This window comes from Streptomyces sp. NBC_00162, from assembly GCF_024611995.1.
Classification (GTDB): domain Bacteria; phylum Actinomycetota; class Actinomycetes; order Streptomycetales; family Streptomycetaceae; genus Streptomyces.
Window position 1 is genome coordinate 7021240 of the sequence record NZ_CP102509.1, and the last position, 19238, is coordinate 7040477.

Below are 19238 nucleotides of genomic sequence, written 5' to 3' on the forward strand. Positions count from 1 at the left end.
CGAGCCCGACAACCAGCCCGACCCAGCCTGAACCAGCCCGACCCACCCTGAGACACCCGCCGCCGGCAGGCCCTGCCTTCCGGCCGGCGGGTCGTCAGGGGCGGCGGGCCGTGACCGTCTTCTCCACCGCGAAGAGCTCTTCCTCGACGTGGTCGAGCGCGAGCCGCAGGGCCCCGGTGGCCACCGCGGCCTCGCCGAGCAGCGAGAGGGCCACCCTGGGCGGACGCAGGCAGTAGCGTTCCAGCTCCTGGCGGAGGGGGTCCAGGACCCCGTCCAGGCCGGCCGCCCAGCCGCCGACGACGACCAGCTCCGGATCCATCGCCAGGACCAGCGCCGCCACGTCGTGGACCAGCCGCTGGATGAACCGCTGCACGGCCGCCACCGCGCGCTCGTCGCCCCGCCGGGCCATCGCGAAGACCTCGGCGACGGCGGGTTCGTCCAGCGGGTGCAGCGGTTCGCCGGTGGTGGACAGCAGCCTCTCGGGAGTGACCTCCCGGCCCAGCAGGTGCAGGGCGCCGATCTCACCGGCCGCCCCGCCGAAGCCCCGGTGCAGCCGGCCACCGATCAGCGAGCCCGCGCCCGGGCTGAGCCCCGCCATCACGAACACCATGTCGTCGGTGTCCCGCGCGGCCCCCTTCCAGTGCTCGGCGACCGCCGCCGCGTTGGCGTCGTTCTCCACATGCACCGGGCAGCGGAACGAGCGCCGCAGCCGATCCCCGAGCGGAAGCCCGGTCCAGCCGGGCAGCGCGGTGCCGAGGCGGACCGTGCCGTCCGCCTCCACAATCCCGGGGCTGCCGACGCCGACCGCCCGCAGGGAGTCGCGCGGGACCCCGGCGCGGCGCAGCAGGTCCGCGACCGCCGCCCGTACCCGTTCCAGCCGTTCGTCGGCCGAAGCCGCCTCGGCGACCTCCTTGGTACCGGCGCCGATGACCCGCCCGTCCAGCCCGGACAGCAGTACCGCGACCCGGTGCGAGCCGATCTCGATGCCGAGCAGGTGGCCCGCCTCGGCCCGGAACCGGAACCTTCGCGCAGGACGCCCCTGCCGGCGCGCGCCTTCCTCGGCGTCTGCCTCGACGACGAGCCCGGTTCCGATCAGCCCTTCGACGACTCCCTCGACGGTGGGCCGGGAGAGCCCGGTCACCCGGGTGAGATCGGTGAGGGTCGGCGATTCGGCCGCGCGCAGTGCCCGAAGCACCACGGCGGAGTTGATCCGCCGCAGCAGGGAGGGGTCCCCGCCGGTCAGCTGCCCCAACGTGTGTCCTCCCAGCCGGCGAGCCTGTCAGCCGGATCGTACTGCGCACCCGCCACGGCGGCGAGAAGTGGCCCCTTCATCGGCCGGAATGTGCCCTTCCTCTCAGGCCGGGGCGACGAAGCCCGACTCGTACGCCGTGATCACCGCCTGGGTCCGGTCGCGCGCCCCCAGCTTCGCCAGGATCGCGCTGACGTGTGACTTCACCGTCTCCGCACCGATGATCAACTCGCCGGCGATCTCCACGTTGGTCAGCCCCCGCGCCATGAGCCGCAGCACCGATTCCTCCCGCTCGGTCAGGGCCGCCCGCTCCAGCGCGGCCCGGGCCTGGCGGTTGCCGTACTCCGCGGCCAGCGCCCGCACCGCGGCCGGGAAGAGCAGGGTCTCGCCCTCCGCCACCAGCCGTACCGCGTGCACGATCTCCGAGGGGCGCGCCCGCTTGAGCAGGAACCCGTCCGCGCCGGCCCTCAGCGCCTGGTAGACGTACTCGTCGTTCTCGAAGGTCGTGACCACCAGGATCTTCGGCGGGGAGTCCACCGACCGCAGGACCGCCCGGGTCGCCTCGATCCCGTCGAGCAGCGGCATCCGCACATCCATCGCCACCACGTCGGGCCGCAGCTGCCGTACGAGCGGGACGACCGAGGCGCCGTCGGCCGCCTCACCCACCACTTCGATGTCGGGCTGGGCTTCCAGGACGGCGCGCAGACCCGCGCGCACCAGGGGTTCGTCGTCGACGAGCAGTACGGTAACCGGCATCCGGTCAGCGTATTCGCTCCAGCGGAAGCCGGGCGCGCACCCTCCAGTTGCCCTCGTACGGCCCGGTCTCGGCCTCCCCTCCCAGCAGTGCGGCACGCTCCCGCATACCGCGCAGTCCGCTGCCCTTGCCCGTCATCAGCGCGGGACCGTCCGGCAGCGGATTGACGACCTCCAGATCCAGTCGCCCCACAGCCGCCTCGATGCGCACCCGGACCGGCACCGGGCCGCAGTGCCGCAGCACATTGGTCAGCGCCTCCTGAAGGATCCGGTATCCCTCGCGGGTCACGGGACCCGGCAACTGCTCGAGCGGACCCGACAGTTCGGCGTCCACCGGGGAACCCGAGGCCCGCGCCGAGTTCAACAGCCGGTCCGCGTCGGCGAGGGTGGGCCGTTGCGAGGGGGGCTGTGCGGACTCCCTGAGGACCAGCAGCACCCGCTCCAGATCCTCCAGCGCGGCCCGGCCGGTCTCCTCGATCGCGCACAGGGCACGGTCGGTGAACTCCGGGTTGCCCGCGGCTCGGGCGGCGCCCGCCTGGACGACCGCCACGGTGAGCGCGTGCCCGATGGAGTCGTGCAACTCCCTCGCGATCCGCGTCCGTTCCAGCAGCTGCTCGGTACGCGCCTCCAGCGCGGTGAGCCGCTCGGCGGCCGAAGGCCCCAGCAGCCTGGCGGCGATGGCCGTGACGGCCTCACCGAGCAGGACCACCACGACCAGCAGGAGGACCACCGGTACCGGCACGAGGAGGATGGCCAGCCAGCGGGGCGGGACGATGGGCAGGATCACGTCATCCCCGGCAAGGGACTGCCCCGCCCCGGTGAGGACGAGCTCCACCGTGATGACCGGGAGCCACACGGAGGCCATCATCGCCACGCCGGCGAGCACGAGACGTATCTCCAGCCACGCGACGGTCCGCCAGCGGTCCCCCCACCGGGCCGACGGCACAGTGCTGATGGACCCGTCGTGCCGGCCACGCTCGTGCGGGGTCAGCAGGAACTGGGCCTGCAAACCCTCGGCCAGCCGCACCCATGGAAGCAGCCCGAACGGCGCGACGATCAGGGCAGGCATCCACGGCCAGGCCGGCTCTATGAACAGCCAGACGGCCACGATGAGTACGGGGACGAGCAGGTGCAGCCAGCGGGTGTACGTGACCCCGCGAAGGGGCGCACGAAGCAATCGGTACATGTCCTCATCGTGGCAGTTGGCTGTCGGGTCACGTCTCCCCCGTGCGGGGGAGACGATCCCCCCGCGTGGGGGAGGGCAGGGGGTGGGGTCGGCGGCGAATCTTGAGGCATGAACACGATCGAGATCCGAGAACTCACCAAGGAGTACGGCACCCACCGTGCGGTGGACGGCCTCACCTTCGACGTCCTGCCGGGGCGGGTCACCGGATTCCTGGGCCCCAACGGCGCCGGGAAGTCCACCACGATGCGCCTGCTGCTGAGCCTGGACCGGGCCACATCCGGCACGGCCACCATCGGCGGCCGGAGGTACCCGGACTTCCCGGACCCGCTGCACCGGGTCGGCGCGCTCCTGGACGCGCAGGCTGCGCACGGCGGGCGCACTGCCCGCGACCACCTCCGCTTTCTCGCCGCGGCCGGCGGTGTGCCGATGCGTAGGGTGGACGAGGTCCTGGAGCAGGCCGGGATAGCCTCCGTGGCCAAGCGGCGGATCAAGTCCTTCTCGCTCGGCATGCGCCAGCGACTCGGCATAGCCGCAGCGTTGTTGGGCGACCCCGGGGTGCTCCTGCTGGACGAGCCGACCAACGGCCTCGACCCCGAGGGCATCATCTGGATCCGTGAGCTGATGCGCGGTCTCGCCGCCGAAGGACGCACCGTCCTGGTCTCCAGCCACCTGATGTCGGAGACCTCGGCGCTCGCCGACCACCTGGTCGTGCTCGGCAATGGCAGGCTGCTGGCCGATACCTCGATGGAGGAGTTCATCGACGCCCGCAGTACCCAGCGGGTGCGCCTGCGCACGTCCGACCCGATCCGGCTGCGGGCAGCACTGGCCCGCGATGGCTTCGAGATGGTGACCGCGGACGACGGGCGTTGGACCGTCGAAGGCATACGGGCGGAACAGCTCGGCGGCCTGGCCGCCCGCGAAGGCATCCCCATGCTGGAACTCTCCGACGAGCGCGCCTCGCTGGAGCAGGCGTACCTCGATCTCACAGCCGATCACGCGCAGTTCACCGCAACCCGCTGACTTTCCCTACCTTCAGGAGGCATCGCCATGCGCGCCGCTCTGCCCACCGTCCCCGCCCTGCACTCGGAATGGATCAAGATACGATCCCTGCGCGGCAGCTTCGGGGCGCTGATAGCCATCTTCGCCGCCACCTCGGGCATCCAGGTCCTGACTGCCGCGGCGATCGGCCAGGCCGAAGCAGGCAGCATGGGACCGGACCCGCTCTACGCGGCCTACTACGGACTCGTCTTCGGACAGATCGCCGCCATGACCTTCGGCGCGGGCGCGCTGTCGTGCGAGTTCCAGAACGGCGCTCTGCGCACCTCGCTGGCCGCCGTGCCGAACCGCACCCGGTTCTACCTCTCGAAGATGGCGATGGTAGGCGGACTGGCCCTGCTCATCGGTCAGATCACCGCGCTGGTCACCTTCCTCGGCGGCCAGGCGTTCATGGGTCCCTACGCTCTCGAGCTCGGCGACCCGGGCACCTATCGCGCCATCGTCGGCTGCGGGCTCTACCTGGCGCTGATGGCCCTGTTCGCGGCCGGACTGGCCGCGGTGCTGCGGAGCGGAACGGCCGTGCTGAGCCTGCTCATACCCTTCGTCCTGCTGGTCTCGTTCATCGTCGGCGAGGCTTCGGGCGGCGTGGCCCAGTTCCTGCCGGACCGTGCCGGGCAGATGGTGATGCACTCGCAGACGCAGGACGGTCTCGGTCCCTGGACTGGCCTCGGCGTGATGGCGCTGTGGGCTGCGGCCGCGGTGTTCGGCGGCTGGCTGGCGGTGCGGCGCCGGGACGCGTGACCGCGGGCCAGTTGTCAGTGGCGGTCGGGATACTGACGGTATGACCACGGCAGAGCATCTCGACACGATCGACCGGCTCCGGGCGAGGGAGTTCCCCGCCGAGCCGGTCTGGTCCGGCGGGCAGAGCAGCGGCCCGGGTTACCACCTGGTCCCGGTCGGCCGGACCGCGGACTTCTGGGAGGACGGCGGCGCGGGCCGGACCGAGGCGGCAGACCAGATCAACGCCGAGTACGGGGCGCTCACCCAGGCCCTGACCGACCGGTGGGGAGATCCGCAGATCTTCAGCCTGGGATCGCTGAGGGACCGCGGGTTCGACGGCGAGGAGATACCGGAGCCCTGGGACGAGCTGAGCAACAGCACCGACCATGTGCACCTGTGGCGGGCCGGCGACCACTGGCTGGTGGCCTACGTGGCGCAGTGGGACGAGGGCGACCCCTACCTGCTGATGGCAGGGGTCACGGTCATCGACCCGCCCTAGGCTTCGGGGGCTTCGGCGGCCGCGCGGAGGCGGGCGTATTCCTGGGCCATGGACTCGGCGGTCCAGTGGGCGTTGAGGCCGCTGGGGTTGGGGAGGGCCCAGACGCGGGTGGAGCCGATGGTCCGCTCCTGAGGGCCGATCTGTGCCTTCCGCTCGCCGAAGGCGATGCGGTAGGCGGTGACGCCGACCACGGCGAGCCATTGCGGGCGGAGCAGTTCCACCTTGGCCGTCAGGATGCGGCCGCCCTCGCGGAACTCCTCGGCGGTGAGCTCGTCGGCACGGGCCGTGGCGCGGGCCACGACGTTGGTGATGCCGAGGCGGTAGGTCAGCAGTTCTTCCTGCTCCGCGGGGTCCAGGCGGCGGGGAGTGAAGCCGGACAGGTGCAGGACGGGCCAGAAACGATTGCCGGGGCGGGCGAAGTGGTGGCCCGTCGCGGCGGAGAGGAGACCGGGGTTGATGCCACAGAAGAGCACGCGCAAACCGCCCGCGACCACGTCCGGGAGGACGCGGTCACGGGCGGCGTTCAGCTCGTCGGGGGTCAGAGGATCGACCCCGGCGCGTACCCGGCGGCCTCCGGGTGCTGCTTGGCGATCGCCTCGATACGGGAGACCACCGCCGCGACCTGGTCACCCGCGGCGCCGGTGAAGGACAGCTTGTCGGCCATCAGCGCGTCGAGCTGGGCCCGGTCCAGCGGCATCCGCTCGTCGGCGGCCAGCTTGTCCAGCAGCTCGTTGCGCTCGGCGCCCTGCTCGCGCATGGCCAGCGCGGAGGCGACCGCGTGCTCCTTGATGACCTCGTGGGCGGCCTCGCGGCCGACACCGGCCCGCACCGCGCCCATCAGGACCTTGGTGGTCGCGAGGAACGGCAGGTAGCGGTCCAGCTCGCGGGCGACGACCGCCGGGAAGGCGCCGAACTCGTCGAGGACCGTAAGGAAGGTCTCCAGCAGGCCGTCGAAGGCGAAGAACGCGTCCGGCAGGGCCACGCGGCGGACCACGGAGCAGGAGACGTCGCCCTCGTTCCACTGGTCGCCGGCCAGCTCGCCGGTCATCGAGGCGTAGCCGCGCAGGATGACCATCAGGCCGTTCACACGCTCGCAGGAGCGGGTGTTCATCTTGTGCGGCATCGCGGAGGAGCCGACCTGGCCGGGCTTGAAGCCTTCGGTGACCAGCTCGTGACCGGCCATCAGGCGGATCGTCTTGGCGATCGAGGACGGAGCCGCGGCCAGCTGCACCAGGGCGGTGACCACGTCGTAGTCGAGGGAGCGCGGGTAGACCTGGCCGACCGAGGTGAAGGCCTGGGCGAAGCCGAGGTGGGAGGCGATCCGCTGCTCCAGGTCGGCGAGCTTGGCCGCGTCGCCGCCGAGCAGGTCGAGCATGTCCTGGGCGGTGCCCACCGGGCCCTTGATCCCGCGCAGCGGGTAGCGCTCCAGGAGGTTCTCCAGGCGGTCGTAGGCGACCAGCAGCTCGTCGGCTGCCGTCGCGAAGCGCTTGCCCAGGGTGGTCGCCTGCGCGGCGACGTTGTGCGAGCGACCGGCCATGACCAGTTCGGCGTGCTCGCCGGCCAGCTTGCCGAGGCGGGCCAGGACGGCGACCGTCCGGTCACGGGCCAGTTCCAGCGAGAGCCGGATCTGGAGCTGCTCGACGTTCTCGGTGAGGTCGCGGGAGGTCATGCCCTTGTGGACGTGCTCGTGACCGGCGAGGGCGTTGAACTCCTCGATGCGGGCCTTCACGTCGTGCCGGGTGACCTTCTCGCGCTCGGCGATCGAGGCGAGGTCGACCGTCTCCAGGACGCGCTCGTAGTCGGCGAGGGCCGCGTCGGGGACCTCGATGCCGAGGTCCTTCTGGGCGCGCAGCACGGCGAGCCACAGCCGCCGCTCCAGCGTCACCTTGTACTCGGGGGACCACAGGACGGCGAGCTCCGCGGAGGCGTAGCGGCCGGCCAGGACATTGGGGATGCGGGGCTTGGCAGTCACGTGGATGGATTCTACTTGGGCTGCCGCTGTGTGTTTACGCAGGTAGGGACACCGGCCCCGATTGTGCCTTGCTACGAGAGACGATCCCGTGCCACGGGCTCGTACGGGCGCAGTTCCGGGCGCTTGGCCGGGCGGCCGTCCCCGGAGGAGCGGCCCGTCAGGCGGCGGCCGACCCAGGGGAGCAGGTGCTGCCGGGCGAAGCTCAGGTCCTGGGACCGGCGTACCGCCCAGCCCGGGGGCGCCGCGGCGGGCAGTTCCGTGCGCCAGTCCTGCTCGGCGGGCAGGCCCAGGGTCTGCCAGACGGCCTCCGCGACCCGGCGGTGGCCCTCGGCCGTCAGGTGCAGCCGGTCGACGTCCCACATGCGGGGGTCGCCGAGCGCGGGAGCCCCGTACAGGTCGACCACCAGGGCACCGTGCCGCGCGGCGAGCTCCTCGATGAGGACGAAGAGCTCCTCCATGCGCGGACGGAAGCGTTCCATGACCGGCCCGTTGCGCCCCGGGGAGCGCATCAGGACGAGGTGCTTGCAGGAGGGGGCGAGGAGTTCCACGGCCGCCTCCAGGTGGCCCCGTACCCGGCCCATGTCGACCTTGGGGCGCAGGGTGTCGTTCAGCCCGCCGACCAGCGTGACCACGTCGGCGCGCATGGCCGCCGCGGCCGGAGCCTGCTCCTCGGCTATCTGCCCGATCAGCTTCCCGCGGACCGCGAGGTTCGCGTAGCGGAAGTCCGGCTCGCGCGCCGCGAGGCGGGCGGCCAGCAGGTCGGCCCAGCCCCGGTAGGAGCCGTCGGGGAGCAGGTCGGACATCCCCTCGGTGAAGGAGTCGCCGACCGCGACGAAACTGGTGTAAGACGCATTCATCTCCATGGCGGGAGCGATGCTACCGCGCAGTACCCCGGCCCCGCAGGGCCGGGGACCACATCCGTCAGGTGGAAGCCGGCCTGCCGAACAGCTCGCGCAGCACGTCCTCCATGGTGACCAGGCCCGTCATGGCGCCGTCCGGTCCCAGCACGGCGGCCAGGTGCGTGCGGCTGCGCCGCATGGCGGTCAGCACGTCGTCCAGCGGGGTCTCCGCCCGCACCTGGGCGATCGGCCGCAGCGACGACACCGGGAACGCCTCGTCCCGCTCCTCCGCCTGCGCGTCCAGGGCGTCCTTGACGTGCAGGTAGCCCAGGATCCGGTGCTGGGCGTCGATCACCGGGAAACGGGAGTACCCGGTCTCCGCCGACAGCCGCTCCAGGCTCGCCGGGGTGATGCCCTCCCGCGCCGACACCACCTGGTCCGCCGGCAGCACCACATCGGTGACCGGCCGCCGGCCCAGTTCCAGGGCGTCGTACAGGCGCTCGCTCGCCCGGTCGTCCAGGAGTCCCGCGTTGCTGGAGTCCTTGACCATCCGCGCCAGCTCGTCGTCCGAGAAGGTCGCCGCGACCTCGTCCTTCACCTCGACCCGCAGCAGCCGCAGCAGGGCGTTGGCGAAGGCGTTGATCGCGAAGATCACCGGCCGCAGCCCCCGCGTCAGGGTCACCAGCGGCGGCCCCAGCCGCAGCGCGGTGCGCACCGGCTCGGCCAGCGCCACGTTCTTCGGCACCATCTCGCCGAAGAGCATGTGCAGGTACGTCGCCAGCGCCAGCGCGACCACGAAGGAGATCGCGTGGGTGACGCCGGCCGGTACCCCGACCAGGTCGAACAGCGGGGTCAGCAGATGTGCGATGGCCGGCTCGGCCACCACACCCAGCACCAGCGTGCACAGGGTGATGCCGAGCTGGGCCGCCGCCATCAGGGCCGATAGGTGCTCCAGACCCCACAGGACCGCGCGGGCCCGCCGGTCGCCCTGCTCGGCGTACGGCTCGATCTGGCTGCGCCGGACCGAGATCAGCGCGAACTCCGCGCCGACGAAGAAGGCGTTCACGACCAGGGTCGCCAGGCCGATCAGCAGTTGGATCGCGGTCATCGGCCCTTCTCCCCGTCCTTGTTCTCGGCGCCCGGCTCGGGCGGTACGTGCAGCAGTACGCGCGCCGCCCGCCGCCCGCCGGCGTCCTCCACGTCCAGCTGCCAGCCGTCCAGCTCCAGGCTGTCGCCGACGGCCGGGATCCGGCCCAGCTCGGTCGCTATCAGCCCGGCCAGGGTCTCGTACGGGCCTTCCGGCACGCGCAGTCCGATCCGCTGGAGCTGGTCGGTGCGGACCGCCCCGTCGGCGGAATACAGCAGGCGCCCGTCCTCGTCCGTACCGGCCGGGGCCAGGTCCGCGGTCTCGTGCGGGTCGTGCTCGTCGCGGACCTCGCCGACGACCTCCTCGACGATGTCCTCCAGCGTCGCCACTCCCGCGGTGCCGCCGTACTCGTCGATGACCACGGCCATCGTCTGCTTGCCGGACAGCCGGTCCAGCAGCCGGTCCACGGTCAGCGACTCCGGTACCAGGAGCGGCTCGCGCAGCAGCTGGGACACAGGGCGGTGGCGGCGCTCCTCGGCGGGCAGGGCCAGTACGTCCTTGATGTGGACGGTGCCGACGACGGTGTCGAGGCTGCCCCGGTAGACGGGGAAGCGGGACAGGCCGGTGGCCAGCGTCGCGTTCGCCACGTCCTCGGCCGTCGTCTGCAGGTCGAGGGCGGTGACCTGGACGCGCGGGGTCATCACGTTCTCCGCAGTCAGGTCGGCGAGGTTCAGGGTCCGCACGAACAGCTCGGCGGTGTCCTTCTCCAGCGCGCCCGCCTTCGCGGAGTGCCGCGCCAGGGCGACCAGCTCCTGCGGGGTGCGCGCGGAGGCCAGCTCCTCGGCCGGCTCCAACCCGAACCGGCGCACCATGTGGTTCGCGGTGGTGTTGAGATGGCTGATCAGCGGCTTGAAGGACCGGCTGAAGACCCGCTGAGCCGTCGCCACGCGCTTGGCGATCGCCAGCGGGGAGGAGATCGCCCAGTTCTTGGGCACGAGCTCGCCGACGACCATCAGGACGACGGTCGACACGACCGTGCTGAGCACCAGGGCGGTGGAGGAAGCGGCAGCGGCCGACAGCCCCATGGCCTCGAACGGGCCCTGGAGCAGGGCGGCGATCGACGGCTTCGAGATCATGCCGATGACCAGGCCGGTCACGGTGATGCCGAGCTGGGCGCCGGAAAGCTGGAACGTCAGGGTCCGTACGGCGGCCAGAGCGCTGTCGGCTCCGCGCTCACCTCGCTCGACGGCCTGTTCGAGCTCGCTGCGCTCGACCGTGGTCAGCGAGAACTCGGCCGCGACGAAGACCCCGCAGGCAAGGCAGAGCAGCAGTGCCACGACGAGCAGGAGCACTTCGGTCATCGGTCGATCACCTCCGTCCCAGGATCGGCCAGGAGGCGGGGTGTCGCGCGATGTCGCGAACGGGGGGAGCGGGTATGTCGTGGACTGGGGGGCTCGCCCATGGGCGGACGCTCACACCTTTCAATCAGGAGGATCTTTGCCCCCATGGTAAAGGACGGGCAAAGAGGGAGGATCATTCTTTTGGCGGAGCGGGCTCGGATGATGGGATCCGGGCATGAGCGATCTTCGTATCGGCCCTGCTTCGGCGGCCGATCTCACCGCCGTACTGGACTTCTGGAAGGCCGCCGCCGAGGGAACGAGTATCAGCGACGATCTCGCGGGGGTCGAGCGGCTCCACGAGCGCGACCCGCACGCCCTGCTGCTCGCCCGCCGCGACGGGGAACTCGTCGGCACCGTGATCGCGGGCTTCGACGGCTGGCGCTGTCACCTGTACCGGCTCGCCGTGCACCCCGGACACCGCAGGCAGGGCATCGGGACCGCCCTGCTGGCCGCGGCCGAGGAGCGCTTCGAGGCGCTCGGGGGGCGGCGCGGGGACGCGATGGTGCTCGACCGGAACGAGTCGGCGCACCGGGCGTGGGACGCGGCCGGCTACCACCCGCAGGAGCAGTGGACCCGCTGGGTCAAGCCACTCGGCGTGCCGACCCGATGACGCAGTAGGACGTGGGCAGGGCCGGGCCGCGCTCGGGCAGCCGGAAGCTGCGCTGCGAGACGATCCGGAACCCGGCCGCCTCCACCGCGGCGAGCGGGTCGCGGGCGGTGTGGCAGCCGCCGAAGAGGAACGGCCACACGGCGCGGTCCAGGGCGCGCTGGACGGCGGCCATGCCGGGGCCGGGTGCGAGGCCGTGCTCGAAGAAGCGCAGCTCGGCGTCGGGGCGCAGTACGCGGTGCAGTTCGGCGAGCGAGCGGGGCAGGTCCCGTACGGAGCACAGCACCAGCGAGGCGACGGCGGCGTCGAAGGCCTCGCTCTTGACCGGAAGGGCCTCGGCGGCGCCGGGTACGACGTCCACCGGGACCTCGACGCGCTGGGCCGCCTGCGTGGCCAGGCGGCGCAGGGTGCGGTCCGGTTCCACGGCGACGACCTCGGAGACGGCGCGGGGATAGTGCGGGAAGTTCAGGCCGTTCCCGGCGCCGATCTCGATGACGCGGCCGGACACTCCGGCGAGGAGCTCGCGGCGCAGGGCGGCGATGCCGCCGCGGGTCTCGGCCGTTTTGCTCGCGCGGGCGTAGAAGCGGGCGAAGAGGGGGTGGTGGACCGGGTCGCGACGTGGCGGCATGGCGGACCTCCCGGGCGGTGGGGGGCGTACGTGCCCGTACCTCCAGGGTGCCCGGTCCGCTGGCGCTCATCCCTGCCGGTGTGGATGCCGTGCCGCGGGTGCGGCGCCGTTGCCGGGGCTCCGCCCCGGACCCTCCCCCAGACTCCGTCCGGGGGGACCCCCATCTCAAACGCCGGCGGGGCTGGATGGGGCGGCGGGGGTGGGGAGAGGCGGAGTCGGCGAGGCTGGAGCGGGCGGGGTGCCGGTCGGCGCTACGCCGGCCACGTGTTCAGGAAGGAGTCCGCCGACCAGGTGCCCGAGAGGGTGGGGGAGAGCCAGGTGGGGGACGAGGTGCGGAAGAGGGGCGGGGGGAGGGTGCCCGAGCCTTCCGGGATCGCGCCCAGGAGGGGGGCGCCGGAGGACTTCGGGAGGTCCGCCAGGTTGCAGCGGGCGGCCAGGTCCGGGGACGAGGGCCAGCTGCCGACCACCACGCCCAGCGCCGTCAGGCCCCGTGCCCGCAGGGCCTCCGCCGTCAGGGTCGTGGAGTTGAGGGTGCCGAGGCCCGCCGCGGCAACCACCAGCACCGGGGCGCCCAGCAGGACGGCGGCGTCGGCCAGGGTGTGGCCCGCCTCGTCGAAGCGGACCAGCAGCCCGCCCGCGCCCTCCACCAGGACCAGGTCGTGGTGGAGGGACAGCTTCCGGGCCGCCTCGGCGATGTCCGACGGGGAGAGCGTGGGCAGCCCGGACCGGCGGGCCGCCGTGTCCGGGGCCAGCGGCTCCGGATAGCGGGCCAGTTCCACCGCCGTGACGGTGGGTCCGGCCAGCCGCACCGCTTCCGCCGCGTCCCCGGGTTCGTCCGGGCCGACACCCGTCTGGGCGGGCTTGAGCACCGCCACCGAGCGGCCGGCGGCCACGGCCGCGGCCGCGATCGCCGACGTGACCACGGTCTTGCCGATTTCCGTGCCCGTACCGGACACGACCAGTACGGACATCTCAGCCTTCCCGCGCCGCGGCGCACACCGCACGGCAGATCCGGGCGACATCCGTGTCACCCGTGACGAACGGCGGCATGGTGTAGATCAGGTCCCGGAACGGGCGCAGCCAGACGCCCTCCCGGACCGAGGCCGCGGTGGCCGCCGCCATGTCGACCTCGTGGTCCAGCTGGACCACGCCGATCGCGCCCAGGACCCGTACGTCCTTGACGCCGGGCAGTCCGGCCGCGGCCGCGAGGCCCTCGCGCAGACCCGCCTCGATCCGCTTGACCTCGGTCGCCCAGTCCTGCCCGAGCAGCAGCTCGATCGAGGCGAGCGCCACGGCCGTCGCCAGGGGGTTGCCCATGAAGGTCGGCCCGTGCGCGAGCACCGGGACCTCACCCTGGGAGATCCCGTCGGCCACCCGCTCCGTGCACAGGGTCGCCGCCAGCGTGAGGTAACCGCCCGTCAGTGATTTGCCCAGGCACATCACGTCCGGGGTGATCCCCGCGTGGTCGGCGGCGAAGAGCGCGCCGGTGCGGCCGAAGCCCGTCGCGATCTCGTCCAGGATCAGCAGGACCCCGTACTCGTCGCACAACTCGCGCAGCACCCGCAGGTGGTCCGGGTGGTGGAAGCGCATGCCGCCCGCGCCCTGCACCACCGGCTCCACGATCACCGCTGCCAGCTCGTCGGCGTGCGCGGCGATCAGGGAGCGCAGGTGGTCCGCGTACGCCGGGTCCACGGGGGTGTCGAAGCCGCCGCGCGGTGCGTCCGCGAAGACCTGCCGAGGCAGGTGGCCCTGCCACAGCTCGTGCATGCCGCCCTGGGGGTCGCAGACGGCCATCGGCTGCCAGGTGTCACCGTGGTAGCCGCCGCGCCAGGTCAGCAGCCGGGTCTTGCCCGTCCGGCCCAGCGAACGCCAGTACTGCAGGCACATCTTGACCGCGACCTCGACGGACACCGAGCCCGAGTCGGAGAGGAAGACGTGCTCCAGCCCCGGCGGGGTGATCTCGACGAGCTTCGCGGCGAGCCGGACGGCGGGCTCATGGGTGAGCCCGCCGAACATCACGTGCGACATGCGGCCGAGCTGGGTGGTCGCGGCCTCGTTCAGCACCGGGTGGTTGTAGCCGTGGATCGCAGACCACCAGGAGGACATGCCGTCGACCAGCTCCTCGTGGCCCTGCCCCTGGGACGGGTCGGCGAGCCGCAGGCGCACCCCCGAGGCGGAGGCGATGACCAGCGGCTCCTGCCGCCCGGGCATCGGGCCGTACGGGTGCCAGACGTGCTGCCGGTCCAGGGCGAGGAGTTCCGCGCCGGCCGACAGCGGAGGAACCTGATCAGGCATTGGGAGCGATGTCCGTCCCCGCGCCACGACGGCGTACCGCCACCAGGTCCGACCGGACCTCGCCGGCCTCGGCCTGGGCCGGTACGGGCGTCGCGTCCGCGTGCCCGTGCCCGGAGCAGCCGCCGCACGCCGAGCCGCAGCCCGCGGCCGGGGCGTCGTCGGCCGCACCCGCGCCCGAACCGCAGAGGGAGGCGCCGCCGTTGGAACCGCAGCCCCCGGAGCCGGCCGCTTCCGCCACGTCGGAGCGGTGCGCGGGAAGGGTCGACGTACCGGCGCCCTCCACCTCGAAACCGGCGTCCGCGATCATGTCGAGGTCGGTCTGACCGGCCTGGCCCTCGCTGGTCAGGTAGTCGCCCAGGAAGATCGAGTTGACCACGTGCAGAGCCAGCGGCTGCAGCGAGCGCAGGTGCACCTCGCGCCCGCCGGCCAGCCGGACCTCGACGTCGGGGCAGACGAACCGCGCCATCGCCAGGATCCGCAGACAGCGCTGCGGGGTGAGGTTCCACTCCTTGGCCAGCGGGGTGCCCTCGAAGGGGATCAGGAAGTTGACCGGGACCGAGTCCGCGTCCAGCTCACGCAGCGAGAAGACGACGTCGACCAGGTCCTCGTCGGTCTCGCCCATGCCCGCGATCAGACCGGAGCACGCGGACAGGCCGGCGCCGTGCGCCTTCTGCACGGTGTCGACCCGGTCGGCGTAGGTGTGGGTCTTGGTGATCTGCCCGTACGTCGCCTCGGAGGTGTTGAGGTTGTGGTTGTAGGCGTCCGCGCCCGCGTCCCGCAGCCGCTCCGCCTGGCCGTCCGAGAGCAGGCCGAGGCACGCGCAGACCTCGATGCCCTCGTTCTGCTCCTTGATCGCCGCGATCGTCTTGCCGACCCGGTCCACGTCCCGGTCCGTCGGTCCGCGGCCGCTCGCGACCAGGCAGACCCGCTTCGCGCCGCCCGCGACACCGGCGGCGGCGGCCTGGGAGGCCTCCTCCGGCTTCAGCCACGTGTACTTGAGGATCTCGGCCTTCGACCCCAGGCGCTGGGAGCAGTACGAGCAGTCCTCGGGGCACAGGCCCGACTTCAGGTTGACCAGGTAGTTCAGCTTGACTCGACGCCCGAACCACTGGCGGCGCACCTTGCCGGCCGCGGCCACCACGTCGAGCAGTTCGTCGTCGGAAGTCGCCAGTACGGCGAGCGCCTCTTCGCGGGTCGGCAGCTCGCGCCGCAGCCCCTTGTCCACCAGGGTGTTCAGCAGGTCCATGACGCCGATCCTGGACCACACCACCACTCCCGGCCAAGGAGAGATCGCACAACATGGCCGGATGGGAGTGTGTGTATCACCACACCTGGCACTCAAGTCACGCCAGCTAGGGTCGGGCAGGTCTGTGGACTGCCGACAAAACACGAGGATCTGCCGATGCCCCAGCACATTCCCGATCCGGTGGACGTCTTCGCCTGGATCGATGCCGCGGAACGCGCCCGGGAAGAGGCGGGGCTCGTCCGTACGCTGCGGCCGCGGCCGGCGCTCTCCCCGCTGCTGGACCTCGCGAGCAACGACTACCTCGGGCTGTCCCGGCATCCGGAGACCGTCCGCGGCGCACGGGAGGCGGCCGAACGGTGGGGCGGCGGAGCCACCGGCTCCCGTCTCGTGACGGGCACGACCGAGCTTCACGCGGAGCTCGAGCGGGAGCTCGCCGCCTTCTGCGGATTCGAGGCCGCGCTGGTCCTCTCCTCCGGGTACGCGGCCAACCTCGCCGCCGTCACCGCGCTCAGCGACCGGGGCACGCTGGTCGTCTCCGACGCCGGGAACCACGCCTCGATCGTCGACGGCTGCCGCCTCTCGCGCGCCGAGACCGCCGTGGTTCCGCATTCCGACCCGGACACCGCACGCAAGACGCTCGCCGCGCACGAGGGCCGGGCGCTGCTGGTCACCGACTCGGTGTTCTCCGTCGACGGGGACGCCGCCCCGCTCGCCGGCTACGCGGCCGCCTGCCGTGACGAGGGCGCGGCCCTGCTCGTGGACGACGCGCACGGCCTGGGCGTGCTGGGGGAGGGCGGCCGCGGCGCGCTGTACGCCGCCGGACTCGCGGGCGCGCCCGGGGTGGTGGCCACGCTCACGCTGTCGAAGTCCCTCGGCAGCCAGGGCGGCGCCGTGCTGGGTCCGGCAAAAGTCATCCGGCACCTGGTCAACACCGCGCGCACCTTCATCTTCGACACCGGGCTGGCCCCGGCCGCCGCGGGCGCGGCGCTGGCGAGCCTGCGCCTGCTCCGGCGGGAACCGGAGCGCGCCGCCCGCGCCCGCGAGGTGGCCGACCGGCTGTACGGGCGGCTCACCGCGTCCGGCCTGACCGCGGCCCGGCCGGACGCGGCCGTGGTGTCGGTACGGGCCCCGTCGGCCTCGGCGGCACTGCGCTGGGCCGCCGACTGCCGGGAGGCAGGTCTGTCCGTGGGGTGCTTCCGGCCGCCGTCGGTACCGGACGGCATCTCCCGGCTGCGGCTGACCGCCCGGGCCGATCTCACGGGGGACGAGATCGATCAGGCGGTCGGGACGATCCTGCGGACCGCTCCCGCCGGAGCCACGGACCGGTAGGACGTCAGACGGGCACGTCCGTTCGTACGCTCGCGAGGAAGCCGTCCCAGGCCGGCCCGGTGAAGAGCACGGCCGGGCCGTCCGTCCGCTTGGAGTCGCGGACGGCCAGCAGGCCGCCGCCGAGGACGGCGGCTTCCACGCAGTTGTTCATTCCGGTGCTGCGGCTGCTCCGCCGCCACCGCGCGCTGATCAGAAGTCCGCTGATGGATAAGGGGGTTGCGGACACGGGGGGTGCCTCCTTACGCGTCGTCAGCAAGTGAGCTGATGAGATCCGACGAGTCCTGGGGCGGGAGTGCGTGCGCCTGGATGGTGCGGAACGCGGCGCTGTACGCCTCAAGGTCTTCCTTCCGCTCCAGATAGAGGCTACTCGTCAAATGGTCGAGTACCACCACATCCAGATCGGCGATGTTCGGAAATGAGAAAATGACGAACGGACCGGTGAGGCCGAGATGGCCCCCTACGCTGAACGGCAGTACCTGCAGCCGCACTTGAGGCAGCCGCCCCACCTCCACCAGGTGTCGCAGCTGCCCCGCCATCACCCCGGGTCCGCCGATCTGCCGGCGCAGCACCGCCTCGTCCAGTACGGCGCTCAGCTCCAGCGGCGGATCGGCCCGCAGCACCTTCTGACGTGCCAGCCGCACCTCGACGAGCGCGTCCACCTTCGGCTCCGGCAGCCCGCCCAGCGCGGCCCGGGTGACCGCCCGCGCGTACCCGGGGGTCTGCAGCAGCCCCGGAACCACGGACAGCTCCACCGTGCGCGCCGACCGGGCGCCCGCCTCCAGGCTGATGAAGTCCCGGTACTCCTGTGGCAGCAGCCCCCGGTAGTCGTGCCACCACTGGCGGCCGCGCCCGGTGTCGCCGCCCGGACCCGGACCGGCCGCGGAGGCCGACAGGGCTTCCAGCAGCGCACGCTGTTCGGGGCTCACGATCTCCCCGTAGACGTCGAGGAGCAGGCGGATGTCCTCGGGCTTGACCCCGCTGCGCCCCGTCTCGATGCGGCTGATTTTCGATTGGTGCCATCCCGCGATCCGGGCCGCCTCACCACTCGTGAGACCGGACCGGTCGCGCAGGGCACGCAGTTCCTCGCCGAGCTTGCGCCGACGCACCGCGGGACCGTGCTGCACACCCGCCTCCTTCCACCGGCACAGCTCGCACCAGTCTGCCGTCCAAATACGCTCTTCCGTAGCAGAGTTCACCGCATTGAGCGACAGATATATGCATATCTTGGGGGAACGGGAGAAACGGCGGGACGATGGGTGGCACTCTGGCGTCCAGCACAGATCCGGGGCGGCTTGACCCCGGTGGGAAAGGGACCGTCGCCATGGCAGATCACCAGGAAGCATCCGTCACTCTGCCGAGCGATCCCGCTTCGGTCGCCACTGCCCGACGCTACGTCGCGGAGGTCCTGGGCGAATGGGGACTTTCCGATGACGACATCACCGCCGACAGTGTCCGGCTGATCGTCTCGGAGCTCGCCACCAACGCCGTGCAGCACACCTTCGGCCAGTCGCCCACCTTCACCGTCGACATCAGGCTGGAGCGCGAGGAGTGGCTGCGCATCGGCGTGACCGACAGCCATCCCCGCTGGCCCAAGCGGCTTCCGGCTGCCGTCCAGCAGGACAACGGCCGGGGCATGGTCATCATCCGGTGGCTCACCGCGGAAGCGGGCGGCCGGCTCTCGGTCAGCCCCACCGAGGACGGGGGCAAGACGGTCTGGATCGCGCTGCCCTGGACGGTCGGCGCGCCGGCGAGGACCGCCACCGGCTGCTGACACCGGCCGTATACGGAATCAAGTTTCAGGGGCCTGTGAGTTGAACCGGGTGCCTTCCCGAAACGTGGGTTAACTCAACGGAAAAGCGCGGCGCCTAGCGTGGCACCACGTTCGTCCGCCAAAGATCACCCATGATCCGGTAAAGCGGCGGTGGTCGGGACGGAAAGCCTTTCTCTGCGTTGGGCAAGACTTGCTTGGCTCTGATATCCGCAGGTCAACAGGGTGTTGACGGTCGATAGGGTCGCCCCGGCGCGATGTTGATCTTGTCCCGGAAACTTGGTGATACGTGTGCAACTGACACCGCACGAGCAGGAAAGACTGCTCATCCACGTGGCCGCTGACGTGGCGGCGAAGCGCAGGGCCCGCGGGGTCCGCCTCAACCATCCCGAGGCGATCGCGCTGATCACCTCGCACATCCTCGAAGGCGCCCGCGACGGGCGGACCGTGGCCGAGCTGATGACCTCCGGCCGTACCGTGCTCGGCCGCGCGGAGGTCATGGAGGGGATCCCCGAGATGATCCACGACGTGCAGGTCGAGGCCACCTTCCCGGACGGCACCAAACTCGTCACCGTCCACGATCCGATCGTCTGAGGGGGAGTAC

21 protein-coding genes are annotated in these 19238 nt (G+C 72.0%); 7 read left to right on the forward strand and 14 right to left on the reverse strand.

The genetic code is table 11. The features are described from left to right. Positions 1-94 precede the first annotated feature (94 nt). The 3 genes from JIW86_RS32640 to JIW86_RS32650 all read right to left on the reverse strand — a co-directional run bounded on the left by JIW86_RS32640 (position 95) and on the right by JIW86_RS32650 (position 3188). Positions 95-1252, reverse strand: coding sequence for an ROK family transcriptional regulator (locus JIW86_RS32640; RefSeq protein WP_257557457.1), 1158 nt, complete (start codon positions 1250-1252; stop codon positions 95-97). 102 nt (positions 1253-1354) lie between these two features. Continuing rightward, positions 1355-2005 (reverse strand): response regulator transcription factor, encoded by a 651-nt coding sequence (locus JIW86_RS32645; protein ID WP_215141230.1) that lies wholly within the window; start codon positions 2003-2005, stop codon positions 1355-1357. A 4-nt stretch (positions 2006-2009) separates the two neighbouring features. Beyond that, positions 2010-3188, reverse strand: coding sequence for a sensor histidine kinase (locus tag JIW86_RS32650; RefSeq protein WP_215141221.1), 1179 nt, complete (start codon positions 3186-3188; stop codon positions 2010-2012). 108 nt (positions 3189-3296) lie between these two features. Between JIW86_RS32650 and JIW86_RS32655 the strand changes: the two genes are divergently transcribed. From JIW86_RS32655 to JIW86_RS32665, 3 genes are read left to right on the forward strand one after another with little or no spacing between them, the layout of a single operon-like run. Next, on the forward strand, positions 3297-4208 hold the full coding sequence (locus tag JIW86_RS32655) for an ABC transporter ATP-binding protein (RefSeq protein WP_257557459.1): 912 nt from the start codon (positions 3297-3299) through the stop codon (positions 4206-4208). A 27-nt stretch (positions 4209-4235) separates the two neighbouring features. Continuing rightward, positions 4236-4985, forward strand: coding sequence for an ABC transporter permease subunit (locus JIW86_RS32660; RefSeq protein WP_215141217.1), 750 nt, complete (start codon positions 4236-4238; stop codon positions 4983-4985). Between the two features lie 40 nt (positions 4986-5025). Next, positions 5026-5463, forward strand: a complete 438-nt coding sequence (locus tag JIW86_RS32665; protein WP_257557460.1) for a hypothetical protein — start codon at positions 5026-5028, stop codon at positions 5461-5463. On the opposite strand, the gene mug is transcribed toward JIW86_RS32665, so the two are convergent. The 5 genes from mug to JIW86_RS32690 all read right to left on the reverse strand — a co-directional run bounded on the left by mug (position 5460) and on the right by JIW86_RS32690 (position 10722). Continuing rightward, positions 5460-6005 (reverse strand): G/U mismatch-specific DNA glycosylase, encoded by a 546-nt coding sequence (mug, locus tag JIW86_RS32670; RefSeq protein ID WP_257559523.1) that lies wholly within the window; start codon positions 6003-6005, stop codon positions 5460-5462. The genes JIW86_RS32665 and mug overlap by 4 nt on opposite strands. After that, entirely contained in the window at positions 6002-7435 is a 1434-nt protein-coding gene (gene purB / locus JIW86_RS32675; RefSeq protein ID WP_257557461.1) for an adenylosuccinate lyase, read from the reverse strand. Before purB ends, mug begins: the two co-directional genes overlap by 4 nt. A 71-nt stretch (positions 7436-7506) precedes the next feature. Then, positions 7507-8298 (reverse strand): SGNH/GDSL hydrolase family protein, encoded by a 792-nt coding sequence (locus JIW86_RS32680; protein WP_257557462.1) that lies wholly within the window; start codon positions 8296-8298, stop codon positions 7507-7509. Positions 8299-8356: 58 nt separating this feature from the next. Continuing rightward, positions 8357-9382 carry a hemolysin family protein gene (locus JIW86_RS32685; protein ID WP_257557463.1) on the reverse strand — a complete coding sequence of 342 codons (1026 nt, stop codon included), beginning with the start codon at positions 9380-9382 and terminating at the stop codon, positions 8357-8359. Further along, positions 9379-10722 carry a hemolysin family protein gene (locus JIW86_RS32690; protein WP_257557464.1) on the reverse strand — a complete coding sequence of 448 codons (1344 nt, stop codon included), beginning with the start codon at positions 10720-10722 and terminating at the stop codon, positions 9379-9381. The genes JIW86_RS32685 and JIW86_RS32690 overlap by 4 nt, the downstream gene beginning before the upstream one ends. Positions 10723-10936: 214 nt before the next feature. Between JIW86_RS32690 and JIW86_RS32695 the strand changes: the two genes are divergently transcribed. Next, positions 10937-11371 carry a GNAT family N-acetyltransferase gene (locus JIW86_RS32695; protein ID WP_257557465.1) on the forward strand — a complete coding sequence of 145 codons (435 nt, stop codon included), beginning with the start codon at positions 10937-10939 and terminating at the stop codon, positions 11369-11371. Here JIW86_RS32695 and JIW86_RS32700 read toward each other — a convergent pair. From JIW86_RS32700 to bioB, 4 genes are all read right to left on the reverse strand, one after another. After that, positions 11343-11996 carry a class I SAM-dependent methyltransferase gene (locus JIW86_RS32700; RefSeq protein ID WP_257557466.1) on the reverse strand — a complete coding sequence of 218 codons (654 nt, stop codon included), beginning with the start codon at positions 11994-11996 and terminating at the stop codon, positions 11343-11345. The genes JIW86_RS32695 and JIW86_RS32700 overlap by 29 nt on opposite strands. A gap of 251 nt (positions 11997-12247) precedes the next feature. Continuing rightward, entirely contained in the window at positions 12248-12967 is a 720-nt protein-coding gene (bioD, locus tag JIW86_RS32705) for a dethiobiotin synthase (RefSeq protein WP_257557467.1), read from the reverse strand. A gap of 1 nt (position 12968) precedes the next feature. Next, positions 12969-14291: an adenosylmethionine--8-amino-7-oxononanoate transaminase gene (locus JIW86_RS32710; RefSeq protein ID WP_257557468.1), complete on the reverse strand. Its 1323-nt coding sequence runs from the start codon at positions 14289-14291 to the stop codon at positions 12969-12971. Further along, positions 14284-15537: a biotin synthase BioB gene (gene bioB, locus JIW86_RS32715; protein WP_257557469.1), complete on the reverse strand. Its 1254-nt coding sequence runs from the start codon at positions 15535-15537 to the stop codon at positions 14284-14286. The genes JIW86_RS32710 and bioB overlap by 8 nt, the downstream gene beginning before the upstream one ends. Positions 15538-15693: 156 nt before the next feature. Here bioB and JIW86_RS32720 point away from each other — a divergent pair, with 156 nt between their 5' ends. Further along, positions 15694-16866, forward strand: coding sequence for an 8-amino-7-oxononanoate synthase (locus JIW86_RS32720; protein ID WP_257557470.1), 1173 nt, complete (start codon positions 15694-15696; stop codon positions 16864-16866). A gap of 4 nt (positions 16867-16870) precedes the next feature. Here JIW86_RS32720 and JIW86_RS32725 read toward each other — a convergent pair whose 3' ends face one another. Together JIW86_RS32725 and JIW86_RS32730 are read right to left on the reverse strand one after the other, a co-directional pair. Next, positions 16871-17092 (reverse strand): DUF397 domain-containing protein, encoded by a 222-nt coding sequence (locus tag JIW86_RS32725; protein ID WP_215141189.1) that lies wholly within the window; start codon positions 17090-17092, stop codon positions 16871-16873. Between the two features lie 13 nt (positions 17093-17105). Then, the gene (locus JIW86_RS32730) at positions 17106-17990 is read right to left on the reverse strand and encodes a helix-turn-helix domain-containing protein (RefSeq protein WP_257557471.1); all 885 of its coding nucleotides are present in this window, start codon (positions 17988-17990) and stop codon (positions 17106-17108) included. A gap of 197 nt (positions 17991-18187) precedes the next feature. On the opposite strand from JIW86_RS32730, the gene JIW86_RS32735 reads away from it, so the two are divergent. Both JIW86_RS32735 and JIW86_RS32740 read left to right on the forward strand, forming a co-directional pair. Next, complete coding sequence (locus JIW86_RS32735) at positions 18188-18637, forward strand: ATP-binding protein (RefSeq protein ID WP_257557472.1); 450 nt, start codon at positions 18188-18190, stop codon at positions 18635-18637. Positions 18638-18925: 288 nt separating this feature from the next. Beyond that, positions 18926-19228: an urease subunit gamma gene (locus JIW86_RS32740; protein ID WP_215141183.1), complete on the forward strand. Its 303-nt coding sequence runs from the start codon at positions 18926-18928 to the stop codon at positions 19226-19228. Positions 19229-19238: the final 10 nt, after the last annotated feature.

Excerpts from the sequence above, each read along its gene's own strand:
- JIW86_RS32645 (WP_215141230.1), bottom strand. The coding sequence starts at position 2,005 with ATGCCGGTTACCGTACTGCTCGTCGACGACGAACCCCTGGTGCGCGCG.
- JIW86_RS32650 (WP_215141221.1), bottom strand. The coding sequence starts at position 3,188 with ATGTACCGATTGCTTCGTGCGCCCCTTCGCGGGGTCACGTACACCCGC.
- JIW86_RS32655 (WP_257557459.1), top strand. The coding sequence starts at position 3,297 with ATGAACACGATCGAGATCCGAGAACTCACCAAGGAGTACGGCACCCAC.
- JIW86_RS32660 (WP_215141217.1), top strand. The coding sequence starts at position 4,236 with ATGCGCGCCGCTCTGCCCACCGTCCCCGCCCTGCACTCGGAATGGATC.
- JIW86_RS32665 (WP_257557460.1), top strand. The coding sequence starts at position 5,026 with ATGACCACGGCAGAGCATCTCGACACGATCGACCGGCTCCGGGCGAGG.
- JIW86_RS32680 (WP_257557462.1), bottom strand. The coding sequence starts at position 8,298 with ATGGAGATGAATGCGTCTTACACCAGTTTCGTCGCGGTCGGCGACTCC.
- JIW86_RS32685 (WP_257557463.1), bottom strand. The coding sequence starts at position 9,382 with ATGACCGCGATCCAACTGCTGATCGGCCTGGCGACCCTGGTCGTGAAC.
- JIW86_RS32690 (WP_257557464.1), bottom strand. The coding sequence starts at position 10,722 with ATGACCGAAGTGCTCCTGCTCGTCGTGGCACTGCTGCTCTGCCTTGCC.
- JIW86_RS32695 (WP_257557465.1), top strand. The coding sequence starts at position 10,937 with ATGAGCGATCTTCGTATCGGCCCTGCTTCGGCGGCCGATCTCACCGCC.
- JIW86_RS32700 (WP_257557466.1), bottom strand. The coding sequence starts at position 11,996 with ATGCCGCCACGTCGCGACCCGGTCCACCACCCCCTCTTCGCCCGCTTC.
- bioD (WP_257557467.1), bottom strand. The coding sequence starts at position 12,967 with ATGTCCGTACTGGTCGTGTCCGGTACGGGCACGGAAATCGGCAAGACC.
- JIW86_RS32710 (WP_257557468.1), bottom strand. The coding sequence starts at position 14,291 with ATGCCTGATCAGGTTCCTCCGCTGTCGGCCGGCGCGGAACTCCTCGCC.
- bioB (WP_257557469.1), bottom strand. The coding sequence starts at position 15,537 with ATGGACCTGCTGAACACCCTGGTGGACAAGGGGCTGCGGCGCGAGCTG.
- JIW86_RS32720 (WP_257557470.1), top strand. The coding sequence starts at position 15,694 with ATGCCCCAGCACATTCCCGATCCGGTGGACGTCTTCGCCTGGATCGAT.
- JIW86_RS32735 (WP_257557472.1), top strand. The coding sequence starts at position 18,188 with ATGGCAGATCACCAGGAAGCATCCGTCACTCTGCCGAGCGATCCCGCT.